This window comes from Lentibacillus jeotgali (assembly GCF_000224785.1).
GTDB lineage: Bacteria > Bacillota > Bacilli > Bacillales > Amphibacillaceae > Lentibacillus > Lentibacillus jeotgali.
In genome coordinates this window covers 15,615-33,140 of the sequence record NZ_AGAV01000003.1, presented here as the reverse complement: position 1 = coordinate 33,140, position 17,526 = coordinate 15,615, and the positions used below count along the sequence as shown (strand labels likewise).

General features: G+C 38.4%; 23 protein-coding genes and 1 pseudogene. 2 read left to right on the top strand and 22 right to left on the bottom strand.

The window, feature by feature from the left end; genetic code table 11:
* Positions 1-2: 2 nt before the first annotated feature.
* The 16 genes from ON01_RS00600 to ON01_RS00525 all read right to left on the bottom strand — a co-directional run bounded on the left by ON01_RS00600 (position 3) and on the right by ON01_RS00525 (position 11,188).
* Complete coding sequence (locus ON01_RS00600) at positions 3-629, bottom strand: hypothetical protein (protein WP_010529074.1); 627 nt, start codon at positions 627-629, stop codon at positions 3-5.
* A gap of 30 nt (positions 630-659) precedes the next feature.
* A complete protein-coding gene (locus tag ON01_RS00595) occupies positions 660-968 on the bottom strand; it encodes a DUF5592 family protein (RefSeq protein WP_010529073.1) in 309 nt (102 codons plus the stop codon).
* Positions 940-2,862, bottom strand: a complete 1,923-nt coding sequence (locus ON01_RS00590; protein ID WP_010529072.1) for a pLS20_p028 family conjugation system transmembrane protein — start codon at positions 2,860-2,862, stop codon at positions 940-942. Before ON01_RS00590 ends, ON01_RS00595 begins: the two co-directional genes overlap by 29 nt.
* Before the next feature lie 79 nt (positions 2,863-2,941).
* Positions 2,942-3,565, bottom strand: a complete 624-nt coding sequence (locus ON01_RS00585) for a hypothetical protein (RefSeq protein ID WP_010529071.1) — start codon at positions 3,563-3,565, stop codon at positions 2,942-2,944.
* A gap of 43 nt (positions 3,566-3,608) precedes the next feature.
* The gene (locus ON01_RS00580) at positions 3,609-3,851 is read right to left on the bottom strand and encodes a YdbC family protein (RefSeq protein ID WP_010529070.1); all 243 of its coding nucleotides are present in this window, start codon (positions 3,849-3,851) and stop codon (positions 3,609-3,611) included.
* A 22-nt stretch (positions 3,852-3,873) separates the two neighbouring features.
* Positions 3,874-6,156 carry a VirD4-like conjugal transfer protein, CD1115 family gene (locus ON01_RS00575; RefSeq protein ID WP_010529069.1) on the bottom strand — a complete coding sequence of 761 codons (2,283 nt, stop codon included), beginning with the start codon at positions 6,154-6,156 and terminating at the stop codon, positions 3,874-3,876.
* Positions 6,140-7,180, bottom strand: coding sequence for a toprim domain-containing protein (locus tag ON01_RS00570; RefSeq protein ID WP_010529068.1), 1,041 nt, complete (start codon positions 7,178-7,180; stop codon positions 6,140-6,142). Before ON01_RS00570 ends, ON01_RS00575 begins: the two co-directional genes overlap by 17 nt.
* Positions 7,158-7,931 (bottom strand): hypothetical protein, encoded by a 774-nt coding sequence (locus tag ON01_RS00565; RefSeq protein WP_010529067.1) that lies wholly within the window; start codon positions 7,929-7,931, stop codon positions 7,158-7,160. Before ON01_RS00565 ends, ON01_RS00570 begins: the two co-directional genes overlap by 23 nt.
* A 40-nt stretch (positions 7,932-7,971) precedes the next feature.
* Entirely contained in the window at positions 7,972-8,571 is a 600-nt protein-coding gene (locus tag ON01_RS00560; protein ID WP_010529066.1) for a hypothetical protein, read from the bottom strand.
* A 52-nt stretch (positions 8,572-8,623) separates the two neighbouring features.
* On the bottom strand, positions 8,624-8,809 hold the full coding sequence (locus tag ON01_RS00555) for a hypothetical protein (protein ID WP_010529065.1): 186 nt from the start codon (positions 8,807-8,809) through the stop codon (positions 8,624-8,626).
* Between the two features lie 14 nt (positions 8,810-8,823).
* Positions 8,824-9,057 carry a pilin gene (locus ON01_RS00550; RefSeq protein ID WP_010529064.1) on the bottom strand — a complete coding sequence of 78 codons (234 nt, stop codon included), beginning with the start codon at positions 9,055-9,057 and terminating at the stop codon, positions 8,824-8,826.
* 5 nt (positions 9,058-9,062) lie between these two features.
* Positions 9,063-9,365 (bottom strand): hypothetical protein, encoded by a 303-nt coding sequence (locus ON01_RS18430; RefSeq protein WP_010529063.1) that lies wholly within the window; start codon positions 9,363-9,365, stop codon positions 9,063-9,065.
* A 198-nt stretch (positions 9,366-9,563) separates the two neighbouring features.
* Positions 9,564-9,929, bottom strand: coding sequence for a YhjD family protein (locus ON01_RS00540; protein ID WP_010529062.1), 366 nt, complete (start codon positions 9,927-9,929; stop codon positions 9,564-9,566).
* A 223-nt stretch (positions 9,930-10,152) separates the two neighbouring features.
* Positions 10,153-10,470 carry a hypothetical protein gene (locus ON01_RS00535; RefSeq protein ID WP_010529061.1) on the bottom strand — a complete coding sequence of 106 codons (318 nt, stop codon included), beginning with the start codon at positions 10,468-10,470 and terminating at the stop codon, positions 10,153-10,155.
* A 154-nt stretch (positions 10,471-10,624) separates the two neighbouring features.
* Positions 10,625-10,840: a DUF3953 domain-containing protein gene (locus tag ON01_RS20150; RefSeq protein ID WP_425339536.1), complete on the bottom strand. Its 216-nt coding sequence runs from the start codon at positions 10,838-10,840 to the stop codon at positions 10,625-10,627.
* A 66-nt stretch (positions 10,841-10,906) separates the two neighbouring features.
* Positions 10,907-11,188 carry a hypothetical protein gene (locus ON01_RS00525; protein WP_245183632.1) on the bottom strand — a complete coding sequence of 94 codons (282 nt, stop codon included), beginning with the start codon at positions 11,186-11,188 and terminating at the stop codon, positions 10,907-10,909.
* 279 nt (positions 11,189-11,467) lie between these two features.
* Here ON01_RS00525 and ON01_RS00520 point away from each other — a divergent pair, with 279 nt between their 5' ends.
* Both ON01_RS00520 and ON01_RS00515 read left to right on the top strand, forming a co-directional pair.
* Positions 11,468-12,484, top strand: coding sequence for a DUF3231 family protein (locus ON01_RS00520; protein WP_010529059.1), 1,017 nt, complete (start codon positions 11,468-11,470; stop codon positions 12,482-12,484).
* Positions 12,485-12,602: 118 nt separating this feature from the next.
* Positions 12,603-13,058 (top strand): hypothetical protein, encoded by a 456-nt coding sequence (locus ON01_RS00515; RefSeq protein ID WP_010529058.1) that lies wholly within the window; start codon positions 12,603-12,605, stop codon positions 13,056-13,058.
* 174 nt (positions 13,059-13,232) lie between these two features.
* Here ON01_RS00515 and ON01_RS00510 read toward each other — a convergent pair whose 3' ends face one another.
* The 6 genes and pseudogenes from ON01_RS00510 to ON01_RS00495 form a co-directional block, all read right to left on the bottom strand.
* A complete protein-coding gene (locus ON01_RS00510) occupies positions 13,233-14,060 on the bottom strand; it encodes a nucleotidyltransferase domain-containing protein (RefSeq protein ID WP_010529057.1) in 828 nt (275 codons plus the stop codon).
* A gap of 244 nt (positions 14,061-14,304) precedes the next feature.
* Positions 14,305-15,768, bottom strand: coding sequence for an Msr family ABC-F type ribosomal protection protein (locus ON01_RS00505; protein WP_010529056.1), 1,464 nt, complete (start codon positions 15,766-15,768; stop codon positions 14,305-14,307).
* A 300-nt stretch (positions 15,769-16,068) separates the two neighbouring features.
* Positions 16,069-16,113, bottom strand: a complete 45-nt coding sequence (locus tag ON01_RS20145; protein ID WP_135111488.1) for an erythromycin resistance leader peptide — start codon at positions 16,111-16,113, stop codon at positions 16,069-16,071.
* A gap of 145 nt (positions 16,114-16,258) precedes the next feature.
* Positions 16,259-16,420, bottom strand: a complete 162-nt coding sequence (locus tag ON01_RS19355) for a hypothetical protein (protein ID WP_175284913.1) — start codon at positions 16,418-16,420, stop codon at positions 16,259-16,261.
* Between the two features lie 12 nt (positions 16,421-16,432).
* Entirely contained in the window at positions 16,433-16,591 is a 159-nt protein-coding gene (locus ON01_RS19350; RefSeq protein ID WP_010529055.1) for a hypothetical protein, read from the bottom strand.
* Between the two features lie 103 nt (positions 16,592-16,694).
* Positions 16,695-17,526, bottom strand: a pseudogene (locus tag ON01_RS00495) (nucleotidyltransferase domain-containing protein).

Genomic DNA, 17,526 nt, shown 5'->3' with positions numbered 1-17,526 from the left:
TTCTAGAGTTTCGTGTTTTGATTGTTTAATAGAAACAGAATCTGTTCCTTTTTCGCCCGCGAGAGTTCGGTTAATGGAAAAGACTGCTGCATTCCTTGTATGGCATCATTTTTTCGATCAGTCAGTTCCTGCTTATCATCGGCATACACCAAAATAAAAAATTCACGGTTGGAGCGTTCACGTTCTAAAAAATCAAACTCAAGTAATTTTTGGTCAATATATTCCAATCGAATCGGGCTGGTTGTCTGTTTGCGCTTTTTAAGCCAATAAGTACGTTGGGCTTCTGTATTCGCTGGAAAGTTTAAAATGATCTCTTTATAGGACCTGAAATAACTTCGTAAAAAACGGGTTCGGTTCAGCAATAAAACATTCAAATCCGTATCATTCAAAGCATGAATGTTTTTCGTTTGAATCTGAAGAATATCCATCACACCATTCTTCAACAAAATATAATCATTGTGTATTTGAAGAAACGGCAGGATCTCCGGTGTTTGCCGTAACATTTTTTCTTTCTTGTTGCTCGGAGTTTTTTTACGCTGAAAAACTTTTTTGATTTTAGTTGCCCATGACCTTTGGTTCGTCTCTTTGCCGTTAGACTTACCGGAAGTCATGTTTTCTTCATGAGTCATGGTCACTGCTAACCTCCTTTCCGTTGCACGTTATTCACGCAATTGACTATTCTCCTGCTTGTGTTTATCCATGGCATGGTAACCAGTCTTTTTATGACGAAAATATAGAATGAGTGATTCATAATGTCTTTTTTTCGGATTGTGGCCGGATGGCATAAACAGATAAATCATGAAGCCGATCACGGCCAAAAAATACGGAATCATAAAAACGCTGTGAACTAAATCCCGCAAAATCGTTAACACTAAAAGAGAGCTAATCAATAGAATGACTAGCTCCCGCATTTCCAATCCTAAAATCTTCGGTTTGGCCTTAATCTCTTTTGGAATCTCGTATGTCATTGTCTCTCAGCCCCTTTTGCATATCTTTTGGCTTTTGCACATCCTTTTTATCCTTAATGCTGCCACGAATATGGTTCATTTTCTGCCCTGCATCATACCCGGTGTTATGTGCCCGTGTCAGGAAGTGGCCGGCTCGCTGCACTGTACGATTGCCACCAAACAACGTATGTTTTGGCTTTGGATAAATATGGCCATCTGAATGACCAGAACCTGACTTATTCGTCATCTTAGGTGATGTCGGGATATTAACTTGGCCAGATGGTTCTTGCGACTGGCCACCATGAATTGATGATGGTGTGCCACCACCAGAATGCTCGGAACTCATAGTGGAAGATTGTTGACTTTGCGAATTAACAAATGACGGTCGAGCTTCCTGAGTCGGTTGGCCTTTCCCAACCGTACTTCCTCCGTTGTTTTCATAACGTGAAGCATCTCCGTTCATCATATTTGTCGAGAACTGGCCTTCTTGACGTGGTGATCCAGCTTGTCGACGGGAAGGCATTGGTTTCACATGGCTGTTATTTTTCAATGCTCTTGTCATGCCAGTGCCACCAGCAACCGCACCACCGCCAATCTTACCACCTGCTTTAAGGGTTTTACCGCCTGCTTCGGCTGCCATTTTGCCACCTGCACCAACCATACGACTAGCAGCATAACCACCCATCATAGCCTGCCAGCCAGAGCGCAGCCCGGCATCAATTCCCAACAACCGTTGCACAATATCCGGTGCATCAATTAATGCCCAGGCACCAGCAATCAACAATAAAATGGTACCGATAATGCCAATATGTTGTTCCATGTTATTCGCCCATTGTGCATAAATGATAAACATCCGCAATAGCACCATCATCACAAAAATGACAGCGAATGTACTGGCAATCTCGACTAACACTTTTTTCAAGCGTTGACCACCCGTTAAATCCGTTGCTGCGGTGAACATGGCAAATAATTGATGAAACGCCAAATCAAACATGGCACGTCCGATTTTGATGGTTGTGATGACTAATGCAAAAGCCGTCACGGCCAACGTCGCTATGGCAATACCCCAGTTAACATGATACCTGTAGTAGCTTTGTTGTCCCAGATTGGTAGCTGGTACTGTGTTTGAGTTTAAATCTATTATCCTTGTATCACCATCACCTGTTGAAACAAGACGTTTAGTTAAAAAATCATATCCTCGCCCACCACTATCTTGTTTTTCTTTCAATTCATTCACCCATGGTTTTGTGGTCCAACTGAACCAACCTTCATCTTTTTGAACATCCAATTTTTCATTCACTTCAATTGAAGAAGGTTCTTCTAATTGATTTCCGAACGTATAATCCGTTGTTCCAATATCCTTTGTCGGATGTGCAGGATGCGGTAGTAAATTTTCATTACCCGTCACAGTCTCTTCGTTACTCCCACTGGCATAATTAAAATCACTTTCAACGTAATACATCACATCAGCGATATTCCGTTTAAGGACGTTATCGGATAGTGTTCCGGGTTCATCTAATGCGGTTATGCCTTCGTTCAATAAATCATCCATCATACTCATCATAGTCGGCAGGATGACAATGACACTCACAGCAATTAAAACATTCATCAACACTTCATTTCGTTTTTCAATTTTATTCAGCATAAACTGAAAGCCTACAACGGTTAGCGTGACAACAAACATGCCAAACACATAAGGCTGAATTGTTTCAATAAATCGATTCATGGCTGGGTTATCATAGACCCCACCAAGTGTGACAACATCCGTTGCGACACCTTCTATCCAATTGTTAATCCAAACTAACGCTTGAATAATCCCCCATAAAATGTTTCGGATGAGGTCGTCATAAAGCCAGCCACTACTGATATCTAAAATGGCAGCTAAATCTTCATAAAGCTTTTTCAACTCATCCATGAATATACTTGCCTCCCTTCTTTGACATAAAAAAAGAACCTACCTTGCGTACAGGTAAGTCCTTTTTATGGTTACTGAATTAGTATGTCAATTCTATTTCTTGATCGTTGATATAGTCGATATTATATTGTATTTCCTTTTCTACATCGCTGTATAAATCATCATCCAGAAATGTATTGCTTTCTGTATTAGCATCACCAATTATCGTATTTAAAGTCCATGCAGTTCCCTGGTATGCATAAGCCGAATTAAATTGTCCTCCATGAACAACAGCCATTCCGCCATCTTCAAAAGGATTGTGACCTGACGTCCGATTGTTATACGCTTCACTCATAGCATCTACTTCTTGCTTTTGGTCATCATCAAGCGTATTAAGATTCACATAAAATGCCGTCATATCCTTTTCTTTTAGTGCTTTATCATAGGCTTCAAGCAATTTAGTGTTTTTCACATATTCTTGTTTCGCATCATAAATCAACACATAAAGTGCTTCGTCATTATCCTTTTTTGTCATCACATCATTCAGTGTCGTTTCATTTAATCCGGGTTTCGGTTTTTCAGTTGATTCATCGCTATTATCTTCTGCAGCACTATCCGTTCCGCCACAGGCACTTAACATCAGTAAAACGGCGATTAATACCAAGGTTAATAACGTTCGTTTCCGTACCAAGTTACCATCATCTCCCATATAACCTTTTGACACCAGTATAACAGCCCTCTTTGGCACTTGAAATGATTAACTTGTCCTATTCAATGTACGGTATTTTTGTATCGAGTATCACTTTTAACTTACTTAGCTCATCATCTGTGAACGTAAAACCTTTGCCCAGCCTCGTTTTATCCGGGTTCCACCACCGCACATCATATTTCGGTTCATCACCGTTCCAGCTAATGATGTTAAGTTCTTTCGTCCAGCCTGCCTGACTTTCGTGCAATACGGCAATTTCTTCAATTACACGCCAATCGACACGATATTTTGGTTCTTTCACGTTTGCTCACGCCCCTTCATTATTAAGATAGTGCCTGTTCCCGTAATTTTTCAGCTTCTTGATCTTCATGGGATTGTTCATCTAATGCCTGTTGATTGGCTCTTTGACTGGCTTTCTCATTTTGATGAACCTGTTCTTCAATTCGCTTCGTTGCTTTATCCTGCCATGTTTGCATCACGTTTGTCGGCAGATAATTCTGTAACGCTGCCAATATCTTTAAGTGTATGCGTGAAAAATGAGGATGATAGACAATGAAACTCATATAATGGAGAAACGACCAGTGATCAACCTCTTGAAGCAATGCTTTGGTTTTTTCTTCATCCAGTTCACCCTGACTTTGTTCAATCTGTAAGATGTGTCGTTTAAATCGTTCAAATTCCTTATTTGTTAGTACGTCAGCCATTCGTAAAAATAAATCATCATTTGATTTGGCCGAATAAACCATACTGTTTAAATTCATATCATGATACGTTTCGGACATAATTGGGAGCATCATGATGGAATGGTCTGTATCAAAGTCATCGGCTAAATACTGATAACGGAATTTATGACTGGTTTTATCTTGGTTAAAAATCGGTTTTGGCTCAATCTTTTTTCGGTTCTTGTCCTGCCGTTTATTCACGCGTATCAATACCGACTGACCTTCTTTTAACCGCATCAATTCATCAGACGTTAAAAGCGAGCGTTCTTTGGTCGATTCACTGTGCGACTTATCGAATGAATGATAATCACCACTTCGACTCACATCGGTTATCGTTTTAGCGCCAAGCATGCTCGAATAATGTTCAGCCGTACTCTTATCTTCGGTAAGGATATAGATTTGATTGGAACAGTTGCCAATAATCGTGTCCGACTCTTCACCATAAGCCGACTTCACTTGAGAATAGGCTTGAACGATTAAGTGATACCTGAAGCCGCGTCCGGCACCAACTGTTACCATACTTGCCATCCCATCGATCGCCGGCATATTCCCAAACTCATCCAAAATGAATTGCACATGCCGTTTCATTTTGCCATTCTTGCTTTTGGTTGCCTTTTCCGAGTTGACACGGTATAACTGACTAACAAAGATACTTGCTAGCACATCGTTTGACTTGTCCGAATCAGGTGTCGCTAAAAAGACAGCTACTGGTCTGTCACCAAACCCGATTTCAGTTAAATCCAAACTATTATGGGCAGTTACTTTCGCGTTCGGTTCAAGTGTAAAGATTTGCAGTTTATCCATGGCCACACTGAAGATACTGCCCCGTGTATTGCCGGTTGAAAAATTACTTGTGGCATACATTAATCGTGCTGGATTATTCTCATCCCGTGCCTGGAAAAATTCGTCCAACGCATTATTTCCTTCTTCATCCGTTTCACTACCCTTACTGGAAAGGAAATTGGCAACAGAGTACATGGTCACCCGTTCTTCTTTACCGATTTTCACCATGTCCTCCGTTAAGGCTAAAATAATAGCTGTTACAAGTGATTTTGCACTGTTTGACCAGAACGGGTCTTTGGCATTTGGATTATGATACAAACTGAATGCCACACTGTTAGCATATTTTTGCGCGTCACTGACCTTACCCTGTTTCCATGAATCTATCACTAACTGCAAGGGATTAAATCCCATGCTCATCGCATGCTCTATCAGATTAAACACGTACACGTCATACCCACGATTTTTTAACGTTTCATAAGAGGCGCCAGCCAGTTCCCCTTTCGGATCATTAATGACCATGGAGGGTTTCTCTTTCGCCCTGCTTTGGACATCAATCATCGGAACCACAAAAGTCTCACCTTTACCGGAACGTGTAATTCCAATGACCATTGTGTGAACAGGGGCATCGTCCAGTAAAAGGCGGTATGGTTTACCTGCCTCCTGCAATCCCCCAACAATTGTGCCACCTTTACCTTCATATTCTTTTTTAGACGCTGGTATAATCTGATACTGTTTCTTCATATTTTTCACGGATTCAAATTCGTTCGTACCATGTTGACCACGGTTAATGGTTTGATAATTCATTTTGATATTATACAAGAGTTTTAGAAGACTGATCCCGATCAGGATATAAAAGCCTATATAAAACGCAAGCCATTCTTTCTGAAAGATGAACACGTATTCCCAATCAACTGAGAATGTGTTCAAGTTGATTTGCTCCGGATTGTTGGCAAATCCCTCAACCAAATGCAGCACTTGCTGTAAAAAATGTAATAGAAAGTTTGCCAGAAAGAAGCCCAATATGACGATCAGCAGTATAGAAGGCACTATAAACTGCCAGTTACTTAAACGCTCGGTCAATGGCTTATGGTTCGTGTTCAACGGCCATCACCCTTTCATGTTGCTTCGTACGTGTTGCCATCTGTTCATACGCTTTGGTGAATGTTTTGCGGTTTTGCTGCAAGTTTTCGTTCGCATCTTTAGTTCCTGAAGCGTACTCAAAAACTGACCAATTTTCGCCTACACCGTCATCTTCTATGGTGTTCACGATATCTCTTGTTGCCTTCCATCCGGCCTGATCATCATCCATGGCAATTATAAGGCTTTTATCTGCAAACTGGTCTTTGTGTTTTGCCAAATAATCTTTGACTTGTCTTGTTTTGGTTGCGCCTGTTAGAGCCATAATGCCAACATTCTCATCGATTTCACGAAAGGACAACGCATCCAATATGGATTCACTCACCACCACGTTTTCAGCATCCTGCGGAATGTCCATAAAAAAATCCCTCGTTTCTATGGAGGGATTGAAAATAAGCTGTATTTCCTTGGGATCAAGGTTTTCATCGATGCTGGAACGGAGTAAAACACGGTCTAACGTATTCCCTTCGCCGTACAATGGAAAAATTAAGTTTCGTTTGCACATCCAGCTATTATTGGAATAATCTTTGTTCAATAAGGGTTCGACTTTTTGAAAGACGTGCTGCACGATAGCCTCATCTTGTAAGTCAGCTACAAAATCACGTGTTACCTGTTTTGACAGGCCACGGTAACCATTATCTAACATCTCACTTTTAAAATAATTTTTCGCATATGAGAATACGCGGTGTGACCAGTCCAAGGCCTGCCGTTGTTCTGTCGTCAGGTTTGGGTACTGTTTTTCGATCTTTTGTTCATAAGTTGCCATGTCTCCTTTCTCATGAAATTCAAGCATCATCCGTGAGCCACAGTGATTTTCCCGATTACATTGGATGAACCGCGTATTATTTTTATACATAAAGGCTTCATGCTGGTTACATTCCGGACAGTTACAGATGAAATAACGGCCTTTATCTTCAGCATTCAAATCACTTAAAGCATTTTCGATATTTTGAAAAACAAGTTTCTTATAGGGATTCAGCTTGCTCATCATCGTCACCACCTTTGACAACGATTTTAGCTTCAAATCGTTTTAAGACAGGTGTAAGGACTTGTTCTTGAATAGCTTGATCTGATGTCAGGACTGTTCCCTTAGCTAACAAGTCATCGAAAGTCGTGTGAAATGCATGCATTAAGTCGTTATGAAGATGATAGGCTGTTCTAAATCCATATTGTTGTATGAAGGACTCACCAAATAACGTCAGTTCGAGATGCTGATAGCCTTCATATTTGAACACCAATACATCAATTCGCTGTTTTGGGAGCGATTGATAATTCGTAACGACATGTGTTACAAATCGCTTGAACGATTTATCATCGCTCATATAGCGTTGAATCGCGTCTTGCTTGGATGACTCACCTTTGCTTTTCTGTTCTTCCGTATCCGAGTGATTGGCTTGTTTGTGCTTCGAAAATGACTTATGACTTCCCAATGTTCGAACGCCTGAGTGCTTGTCTGATTGGTCCCCATGTTTCTCAGAGGCTTTCGCCGTCTCTTCTGTCATCCAATTCACAAGCGCATGATAAGCGTTTTGGATCGCTGCCAGGACATCTTCCATTTCCGCATAAATGCTCGTTTCAATATACGGTGACATACCAACATAGATTTGTCTTAATTGGTCGTCCGTCATGTTTAGTTGATCGCCCATGACGGTAAAAAACCGTTTTTTGAATGCCTCAAATGCATTATCTCCCTGCTTAACAGCTTTGACATTGGCAAGCAGTTTATCTTTCATTCGCATTCATATCACCTCCAAAAAAAAGACTCCCTGATCGGAAGCCCTACATATCCATCTCTTGTTCATGTGTCTTGTTTTGTTTCTTCCCAAGTTTCATATTCTTTTCTTGTTCCAAGTCCTTTTCAATCTGGCCTAACTTCTCCTTTTGCACCGGCGTTAAGTCCATATCTTTTATGTCATCCAACACCTCTCGTTTGAGCTCATAAACTTTCTCATAACCGTGTTTTTCTTCAAATGCCGCCATCTCTTGATTTCTTTTTTGAACATCTTCAGATGACGCTTCCTTTTCATCCGGTTGTTTATCTAAGGAATCCAGCACTTGCTGCTTATAAGCATCCTTATAACTGTTTTCTTCCTTTGTAGGCTGCAGCTTTTCCAGTACATTTTGTTTATAAGCCTGCTTAAACTGTTCTGATTGATTCACCTCGTCATCATGTTCTTTTTTCACCTTATCTTCGATTGTTTGAAGCTTTTCTTTCGGATACTTTGATTTCAGAACCGTATCTTGATACAGGGATTCCAGCTTCTGTCGTTTCCATTGATAGCCTGCATTATCAGGATTCAGCATTTCCTTTTCCTTTGCCGCCAGAAAGTCAGCGTACTTATTTGCCAATTCTGTTTCAAAATCTTGTATAGCCGACATATTCATCCTCCTCAATAAAAAAAGGCTTCCATCCATTGGAAAGCCCGTTTAATTAATAGTTTAACTGTATGAAGTTTTGGATGGTGACCGAATCGCCCAGATTAAATTCATCACTGATGGCCTTTTCAACACCACGAATATCATCGATCGATTGAATGGGTTCCGCTAATGTTATATCAACATTACCGCCGCCATCTTCATAAAGATAGCTTATGAAATATTTGTATGCAGCACTCACAATACTTCACCTCCTTAAAATCCAACAACACGACCGCCCAGCCAAGAAACAAGACTGGCAGCCAAGTAAACAATACCAAAGCCAATTGCCACGTTGACCATCCATCCCGTATACATTTCCTTTTTCTGGGGATCTTTGGCAAATGTCCATAATAGTCCAATGACAACTAACACCAGCCCGGCTAAGACTGGTGCGATTGGCTTAATCCCATCTGTGATATTTTGGATGGTTTGAATAGCGTCTTGCACCTATTTCACTCTCCTTTCTTCGCTACGTTCGTGATCTGTTTCTGGTTCGATACATTAAAATTCAAGATGATGTCTTGGTGTCGTTCATGAAGCCACTCATAATATGAAGACCCGTCAGCTTCGATAATGCCTTTTGCCAGAGCTTCAAATTCTTTGAATCCTTCAGGTCTAACAGGTCTGCGGCTTCTTTTTGATGATGATGCTTTCTTCGATGTTTCAGTAGTATCTTTAGTGGCTGCCTTATCGTCCTGCTTCATGTCTTTATCCTGATTCTTATCCGTTGCTTTTCCAAATTCATTATGAGACAAGATTCACACCTCCTTATCTGACCAAAATAAAAACCCTTTTCCGTGAAAGAAAAGAGTTCATGGGAAGTACTAAACTTCCTGATACTAATAATTTAACACCGTTTTTATGAAATTTTGTCACCTATTTTGTATCTTTTTTGTTCCCTATTTTGTATCCACTTTGTTTCCTTTTACGTAAAGTTTCTGTGATACAAAGTTTTACCATCCTTGATCTCGAGGCTCAAAAGCTGTTGATTTACTACCGTATAAATAAACTTCTATAACCTTCCTTGTCATGTCTTTTAATTCACCAGGCGTATACGTTATGACGCCTGTATCATGCCTGCTAGACCATCGATAGGAACATTGTGCGATTTGCTTTACGTCTATATGATTTTGCGTGTACATAAGCTTTTTAGTGAAAGATAAATCTTGCTGTAATTGCGTAATGGATGAATCTATCTTGCCCTGATATACATTACGCATTTTAAAATCCGAAAAGTTCTTTTTATCGTGTTGTAATACCCGAATAGCAAGAGGAAGTAAAATAAACTGATGGACAAGTTTATTCATTTGACTCTCCATATAATCACCTCTAATGAACATTAGTATCTCTTTTCATTTTAGAAAATAACATCCACTATTCATTCCACAAAAGCACCATTCGTATTTCTGGTGGGTTCTTTTTGCGAATCCCAATATTGTTAGTTGTTACCTTGAAGGTTCACTTTATAATCACTTCGAAAAGTTTGGATACTCCGAGAAGGGCGGTTTAACAAATTTTATGATTCATGAAGCACTCACCTTCTTAGTGATAACAGTCTGCCGTTCTGGGCATTGATTCATCTTTTTCACGTATAAATACGACCCCGCTAGGTTTAGTTTCAATTTCAACTCCTTCAAGTTCCAACTTCATTATTTCCCTGATACCAAATAGCCATTCTTTTTCCGTTACCCGTCCTCGCTTACAGGAAATGCTGAGAACCTGTCTATTATTGCCGACTTCGTGTAAAAAATGTGTTGATTCACTATCATAAACCTTTATCTTTGGTGATTCATCAGGCGAAAATATTTTAACCATTTTTACTTCGTTTTGACGGTTAGCAGTTACATCTTTAATCTTCATTTATAATCCTCCTAAAAAGAACATTTGTTCTCATTATAAGCAATGAAGGATAAAAAATCAACTATAACAAGTACTTGATTAAAGCTTATGACTTTTATACAATCGGCCCATATATGCGATATTGGTGCGATTCTTATTAGATAATCGCGCCCCGTTAGCTTAATAAAACATAGATACTCACAAAGATACTTACGAACAAGACAAATCCAGAAGCAAAAAGACTAAAAGTAGCTTTTGCCTTTCTATTCTGTCGATTCTCTTGAAACATTTTTAGTCCTAAAGAAAAAACCATTAACCCTGAAAGTAATTGTATATAAGGCTGAATTCCATATTCACCGGTTATTAAACTGTAAATTGATCCAGAAACCACTGAAATGGCCAAAACACCTATTATTATATTTAAGGTAAACAAATAAAACTCCCCATCTTGATGAGTTTAAAGTGATGTATGTACATAATTTACCTCGTGTCCATCTCCAAGTTCGAATTTTAACTTTTGATACAAACTCAATCCTTTTTCATCATGTGATTTCACTAATATTGCCGTATCACGCTTTATTTTTTCACCATAATCGGTCTGTTCTAAAATTTCCCCATACTCGATTACCCAATTCATTAACTCAGATTTCAATTCATCAGAAAGAGGAAAATCATCAATATCAAGGTTACAGCCACACTTTGAACACCACAGAGGATCAGCGCTATAGTCAGCTTCCATCGTATAGGAATCGTGAGAACATTTTAATCTCGAGGAATTTGTCATTATCCACTACCCTTATTTAACAAATTAGTTTCCACTCCATATCCTCGACCTTATATGCAATATAGGCGCTCACCCTTATTAAAGAAAAGCGCCCTTTTCCGGAACAATTTTTTACTTCGTTTTTATAGTGCCTCTCACTCTTCAAATTGTTTCTTTATACCTGTAATTCATTATAAAATCCATATTAATGTGAATACTAAACTTATCCTGACATATTCTCAAGGAGGTTGCTTAATGAATGAAAGGAATATCCCCCTAACATCCGCAGAAATTGGTTCTCTTTGGACTGGGTATATGAATGACAGCATGTCGGAATGTATCTTGGGTTTTATGCTGGAGCATATTCAAGATGCAGATATAAAATCTGTTGTACAGCATGCCTATGATCTTTCGTCTAACCATTTGGACACATTAACAGCTATTTTTGAAAATGAACAATTCACCATTCCAAATGGGTTTACCGAACAAGATGTGAATATGAACGCACCGTGGCTTTTTTCAGACATATTTTGTTTGGTGTATGTGAATCATATGGCGAAGGCGGGAATGTTAATATACGGCGGTTTTGTTTCGATGAGTTACCGGGATGATGTATGTAACTACTTTGTACAGGCGTTAAATGAAACCAGTAACCTTTATAAACAATCACTCGAAACTGGTCTTTCCAAGGGGATAGTTTCCAGACACCCGTATATTGACGTTCCCAAAGAAACAGACTATGTTGACAGTAAAAAGTATTTAAGTGGCTTAAATCCTTTCAATGATAAACGTCCATTAAATGCTGTTGAGATTTCTCATTTGTATCAGAACGTCCTAACAAATTCAATAGGAATGCACTTATGCATTGCATTTGCTCAAACATCACCATCAAAAGAGGTACAGGATTTCATGCTTCGCAGTAAAGACATCTCAAAAAAGCATTTGAAAATTTTTGCAGATACACTTATGAAAGATAATATTGAATCTGCACAGACGAATGTATATTTAAGTGACTCCACAACTCAGACTTTTTCAGATAAATTAGTGATGTTTCACACGGATTTGCTTGTATCTGCGGGAATGGGGAATTATTCTACTGCAGCATCTGCAAGCCAACGAAGTGATTTGATGATTAATTATGAGCGATTATCATTTGAAGTTGCTCGGCTTGCCAAAAGCGGAGCAGATATCATGATTAAACATAATTGGCTGGAACAGCCTCCTGGAGTAAAGGATCCTAAAAAATTAGCGAAGAACAAACAAAAAGGATGAACTTAAAATGGAAAAATAAATAAGAAGGTGACATTATGCGTTATGTTCCTATTCCTATGAATGCACAAAATAACCTTTTAGATCGATCACGGATAAATATCAAGGGAAAAGTTAGTATTTGAAAGCGGTTGAAGTCCTATTATGGAGCATCGCATTACCGGGATTTGGTCAACTATTAAATAAAATGTATATCAAAGGATTGGTATTAATTTTATTAGAGTTTTTGATTAATGTACTGGGAAATTTTAACGAAGTTATTATTTTAAGTTTTCAGGGGAACGTGGAAATGGCAGTTGAACAGGCAAATTATCAGTGGCTTATGTTTTATCCTTGTTTATACTTTTTTGCGATGTGGGATGCGTATAAGGATGCAGGTGGAGGAAAAGAGCCTTATGCCTTTTTACCATTTGTTTTTTCAGCTTATTTTGTGACGGTGGGAACGATCTATTCATCAAAAATATCGTTATTCGGTCAATTATTAGGAGTTATTTGGCTTCCAATGTTGAGCGTACTCCCGGGATTATTTGTAGGATTATTATTAAAAAGAATACTTACAAAAAAGCTGACCTCATGATCAGCTTTTTTCCGTGGAAATGTTTAACACAAATAAACTTATTTTCTCTTAGTTATAATCCAAATATCGGAAAAATCAGTGACAATTAAGTTGGTCTTTTATTCAACAAACTGGCCCTTATATGCGATATTGGCGCTATTCCTTATTAGGGAAAAGCGCCCTTTTATTGAATAGTTATAATGCTTCTGTTTCAGTAATTAGTTCTTTTAGCTTCTTCACTGCGTTTCCCGTCTTTTCAGCATCTGTTGAAAGCAGAGAAACAATATCATCGATTCTTTTTTCATAATCCGTAGGCTTTATCGGGAAATCTTGAATCATGGCCACAGCTTTCTTTTCATTGATACAATACACTTCGTTTTTCGCAAAGAGAACTTGATTTAAACAAGAAATACTTCGAAAGCAATGGCCCATAACATATGAAATATCGTCCTTATTAGTATTGGCTTCCATAAACATAAAGGAAAAAGAAGCTTCAAAAGAAAAATACTGAATCATCGCTTCTTTCAATTTCTCAGGATAGAGCTCCGTTTTCTTTTTTAATTCACTTAGTTTGCCTTCAGGATCAGATAAAATATTACAAACGGCTAACTCTCCCATATACATGACATTCAAATAACCATGTGGATGCCCTGTTTGATAATGAATGGATACAGCACCTGACAGACAATCATCAATAACTTTGCTGACTCGTTTGATATCACGAAATATGAGATCTACATGGAATCCATGCACAACTAACCAGCCGCCTCCATTTATCCATTCGCCCCATTCACCTAAAGAGGTGATTAAATGATCCTTTTTCACATCGTTAAGATTTAATGCTGTTCTGTCTATATCATTAGTGTTAAATCCTTTTGATTCATCATAATAAATCCCAATATCTATATCCGAATCAGGACTGTTGGTTCCTCTCGCCCGCGATCCACCCAACACGATCCCAACTACACCTGGCAGTCCATCCAGTTCTTCTTTTACTTTTTGGATTGTATCATTGACAGTCATTATTTTTCACTCCATATAATTTTTACTATTTTGGACATTTATTCAACATAATTGTCCTATTCAAAAGAATGTACTTAATCATCGATTACTGAGCCTTCGTTGAAGATTATCTTATGACTTAATTATTGCAAGGTCTATATTGAAATGCAATACAGGTTTTCCCGTCCAAAATAATACGGGACAAGGGTTTAACCCTGTGCCCCGTTCAATCTGCACAGTTATATATACTCCTGGGTTTACTGCATTAGCTTTTTAATTTTATGGTCTGGTCTTCAATTGAATAGATACGATCAGCTGTACGGTCAATAAAAGTCCGATCATGCGAAACAAGCAGGACGGTCCCGACATATCCTTCTAAAAAACTCTCCAATGCTTCAATACAATAAATATCCAAAAAATTTGTTGGTTCATCCAATACAAGCACATTGTATCTTCCTAAAAACAATTGACACAGCACTAAACGAATGGCTTCCCCGCCACTCAATTCACGGACATTCTTTTTTATAGCATTTCCATTGAAATTCATGGCATTAAGGGCAGCCCTAATTTTACTTTCATTGTGATCGCTCCGATTTTTCATATAGGCAATTACCGTTTCATCTCTTTCAAATTGATAATCCATTTGTTCATAAGATCCAATGACAGCTTTTGGCGAAATCGTTATCCCCTCACCACACTTTATAATATGGTGAAGCAGCGTCGTTTTCCCAGAACCATTTTTACCTGTAATGGCAATGGTATTGCCTAAAGGGAATTGGAAACTTGATTCATTGAGCAAGAGTTTATTTCCTGCCTTCAGTGTTAACCGGTCGGCCATAATCGGAAATTTATTGTGCAATTTTAATTCATTTGACTGGTGAAAACGAATTATTTGCTCTTCTTTTGGAGCCTCTGTTTCCTCCAGTTGTTCCACTCTTTGCTCAATCGCTTTCGCTGCGCGTTGAACTGATTTTTGACTGGTTCCCTTCTCTTTTGTCATAAACATTTTGTTCGCTTTTGCTTTAGCCTCTTTTTTGGACATCTGTCCACTAGCCCGATTAATTTTATCAGCCTTCTTCATCTTTTCCTCGGCTGCTTTCATTAGACGTGACTTTTCTTTCACATGCTTTTCATACTCTTCTTGCTGCTTCCTTTTCTCTAGTTCCTTTTGTTCCACATAATCCGAATAGTTCCCTGTATATTCCGTTACACAGCCATCTTCCACTTCCCAGATTTTTGTCACCAACTGGTCCAATACATGCCTATCATGACTGACAAGTATAAGTGCACCATAATAATATCTTAATTCATCGATAAAAAATTTGATGCCCTCTTCGTCTAAATGCGTTGTTGGCTCGTCAATCAACAGGCCTTCATGGTAGGTAGAAAATATCTGCGCTAACTTCATCCTTGTTTGTTCACCACCGCTAAAATGGTCAATGTCTGTTTTGGGGATTGATAACTTTCCCATTAATTCATAGTCGATTTCGCTATCTGTTGCAGATGTTAATTGACCAAAGTATGCAAAATCTGCAAAGCGTTTGACATGGCCTCCCCCAGGCTTGACTTGACCATTTATCAGCTTCAACAGCGTGCTCTTACCTGCACCATTCCTGCCGACAACACCAATACGGTCAAACTGATGTACAGCAAGCTGTGGGATACTTAACACTACACGATCTAAATATGAAACTTCTATATTTTCGAATTCTACCGATAATTTTTTCATAATTCCCTGCCTCCAATTAATAAAAAATCACAAGCATCTGCTTGTGATTCAGAGTAAAGGGGTAGAAGCCATTATTATTCGATTATGGTTAGAAGTCGTCTATAAATAGATCTGCTTTGCTTAAAGGGCACTTTAAGAAAGGACAGACTAAACCGCCTTTCTGTGCATTCCATATTTTTGGATATACTTACTACATTATTTACCAATACAGGTTTCTAATATGAAATGAAGATTATTAAAAAAGGACAGACTACTCCCGTTTACTCTGTATTCACAAACAGAGCCTTTGAACGTATTCAGTTACTGGTTCAAAGTTGGGAAACGAAGTTTCATTGCGTGTGTCATTTTTTAATAATCCTCCTCAAAACGACTAAGTGACATATCTTAAATTATAATTGACATGCCACTAAAAGTCAAAATCTCCTTGATGGTAAGACAGGGTGAATTTGTTCCATTCTCGCGCCCGTTTCTGAAACAAGCGTTATTAAATTTATTGGACGTCCTTATCCTCATCTTTAAGATCTTTGCTTACCCCTTGCTGCCATTGCCTATCTCTACCTTTAATTTCTTCCACTTGTTTCTGCAACGACTTATTAATAAAACCATAGATACTAAAAAATACACCAGCGACCATAAAAACAATGCTTAACATATACGGAACCCATCAATAGATCTCATTTAAAACAGTCACGAATGCACTCGGCGGTGTAGCTGTGTAAACTCGATCAGGTATATATAAAGCAATCGCAAGGTGCATTATACCGAATAATACTGTACCTGAAACCAATAAAACAAATCCAAAAGACTGCAATTTTTTACTCATATGCGACCCTCACTTACATAAAAAAATTTTTCCGCAATATGGCCTTACAATGGCAAATTGGGCGATTTCCTTTATTCCGCAAGTGCGCCCGATTGCGGAAGATTTATAGTGCTTCGGTTTCAGAAATTAATTCTTTTAAGTTTTCTACAGCTTGGCTTGTCTTATTGCTATCTGTTGAGAGAAGAAAAACAATTTCATCAATACGTTTTTTGTAGTTCATAGGCTTTATCGGAAAATCTTGAATCATGGCTACAGCCTTCTTTTCATTGATGCAGTACACCTTGTTTTTCGCAAAAATAACTTGATTCAAACAAGAAATACTTCGAAAACAATGACCCATTACATATGAAATATCATCTTTATTAGCATTGGTCTCCATAAACATCAGGGAAAAAGAAGCTTCAAAAGAAAAGTATTGAATCATCGCTTCTCTAAATTTCTCGGGATAGGGTTCCGTTTTCTTTTTTAATTCAGCTAATGTGCCTTCAGGGTCAGATAAAACATTACAAATAGCTAATTCACCCATGTACATAGCATTCAAATAACCATGAGGGTGTCCTGTTTGATAATGAATGGATACTAGACCTGACAAACAGTCATCAATAACTTTACTGACTCGTTTAATATCACGAAAAATAAGATCTACATGGTAACCCTGTACAACTAACCAGCCACCACCATTTATCCATTCACCCCATTCACCTAAGGAAGTGATTAAATGCTCTTTTTTTTTCGTCATTAAGATTTAATGCTGATTTTTCGATATCATTGGTATTAAACCCTTTTGATTCATCATAGTAAATTCCAATATCTATATCAGAATCCGGACTATGAGTTCCTCTTGCCCTAGATCCACCTAACACGATTCCTACCACACCTGGCAGTCCATCTAGTTCTTCTTTTATGTCTTGAATTATATTATTGACAGTTGCCAT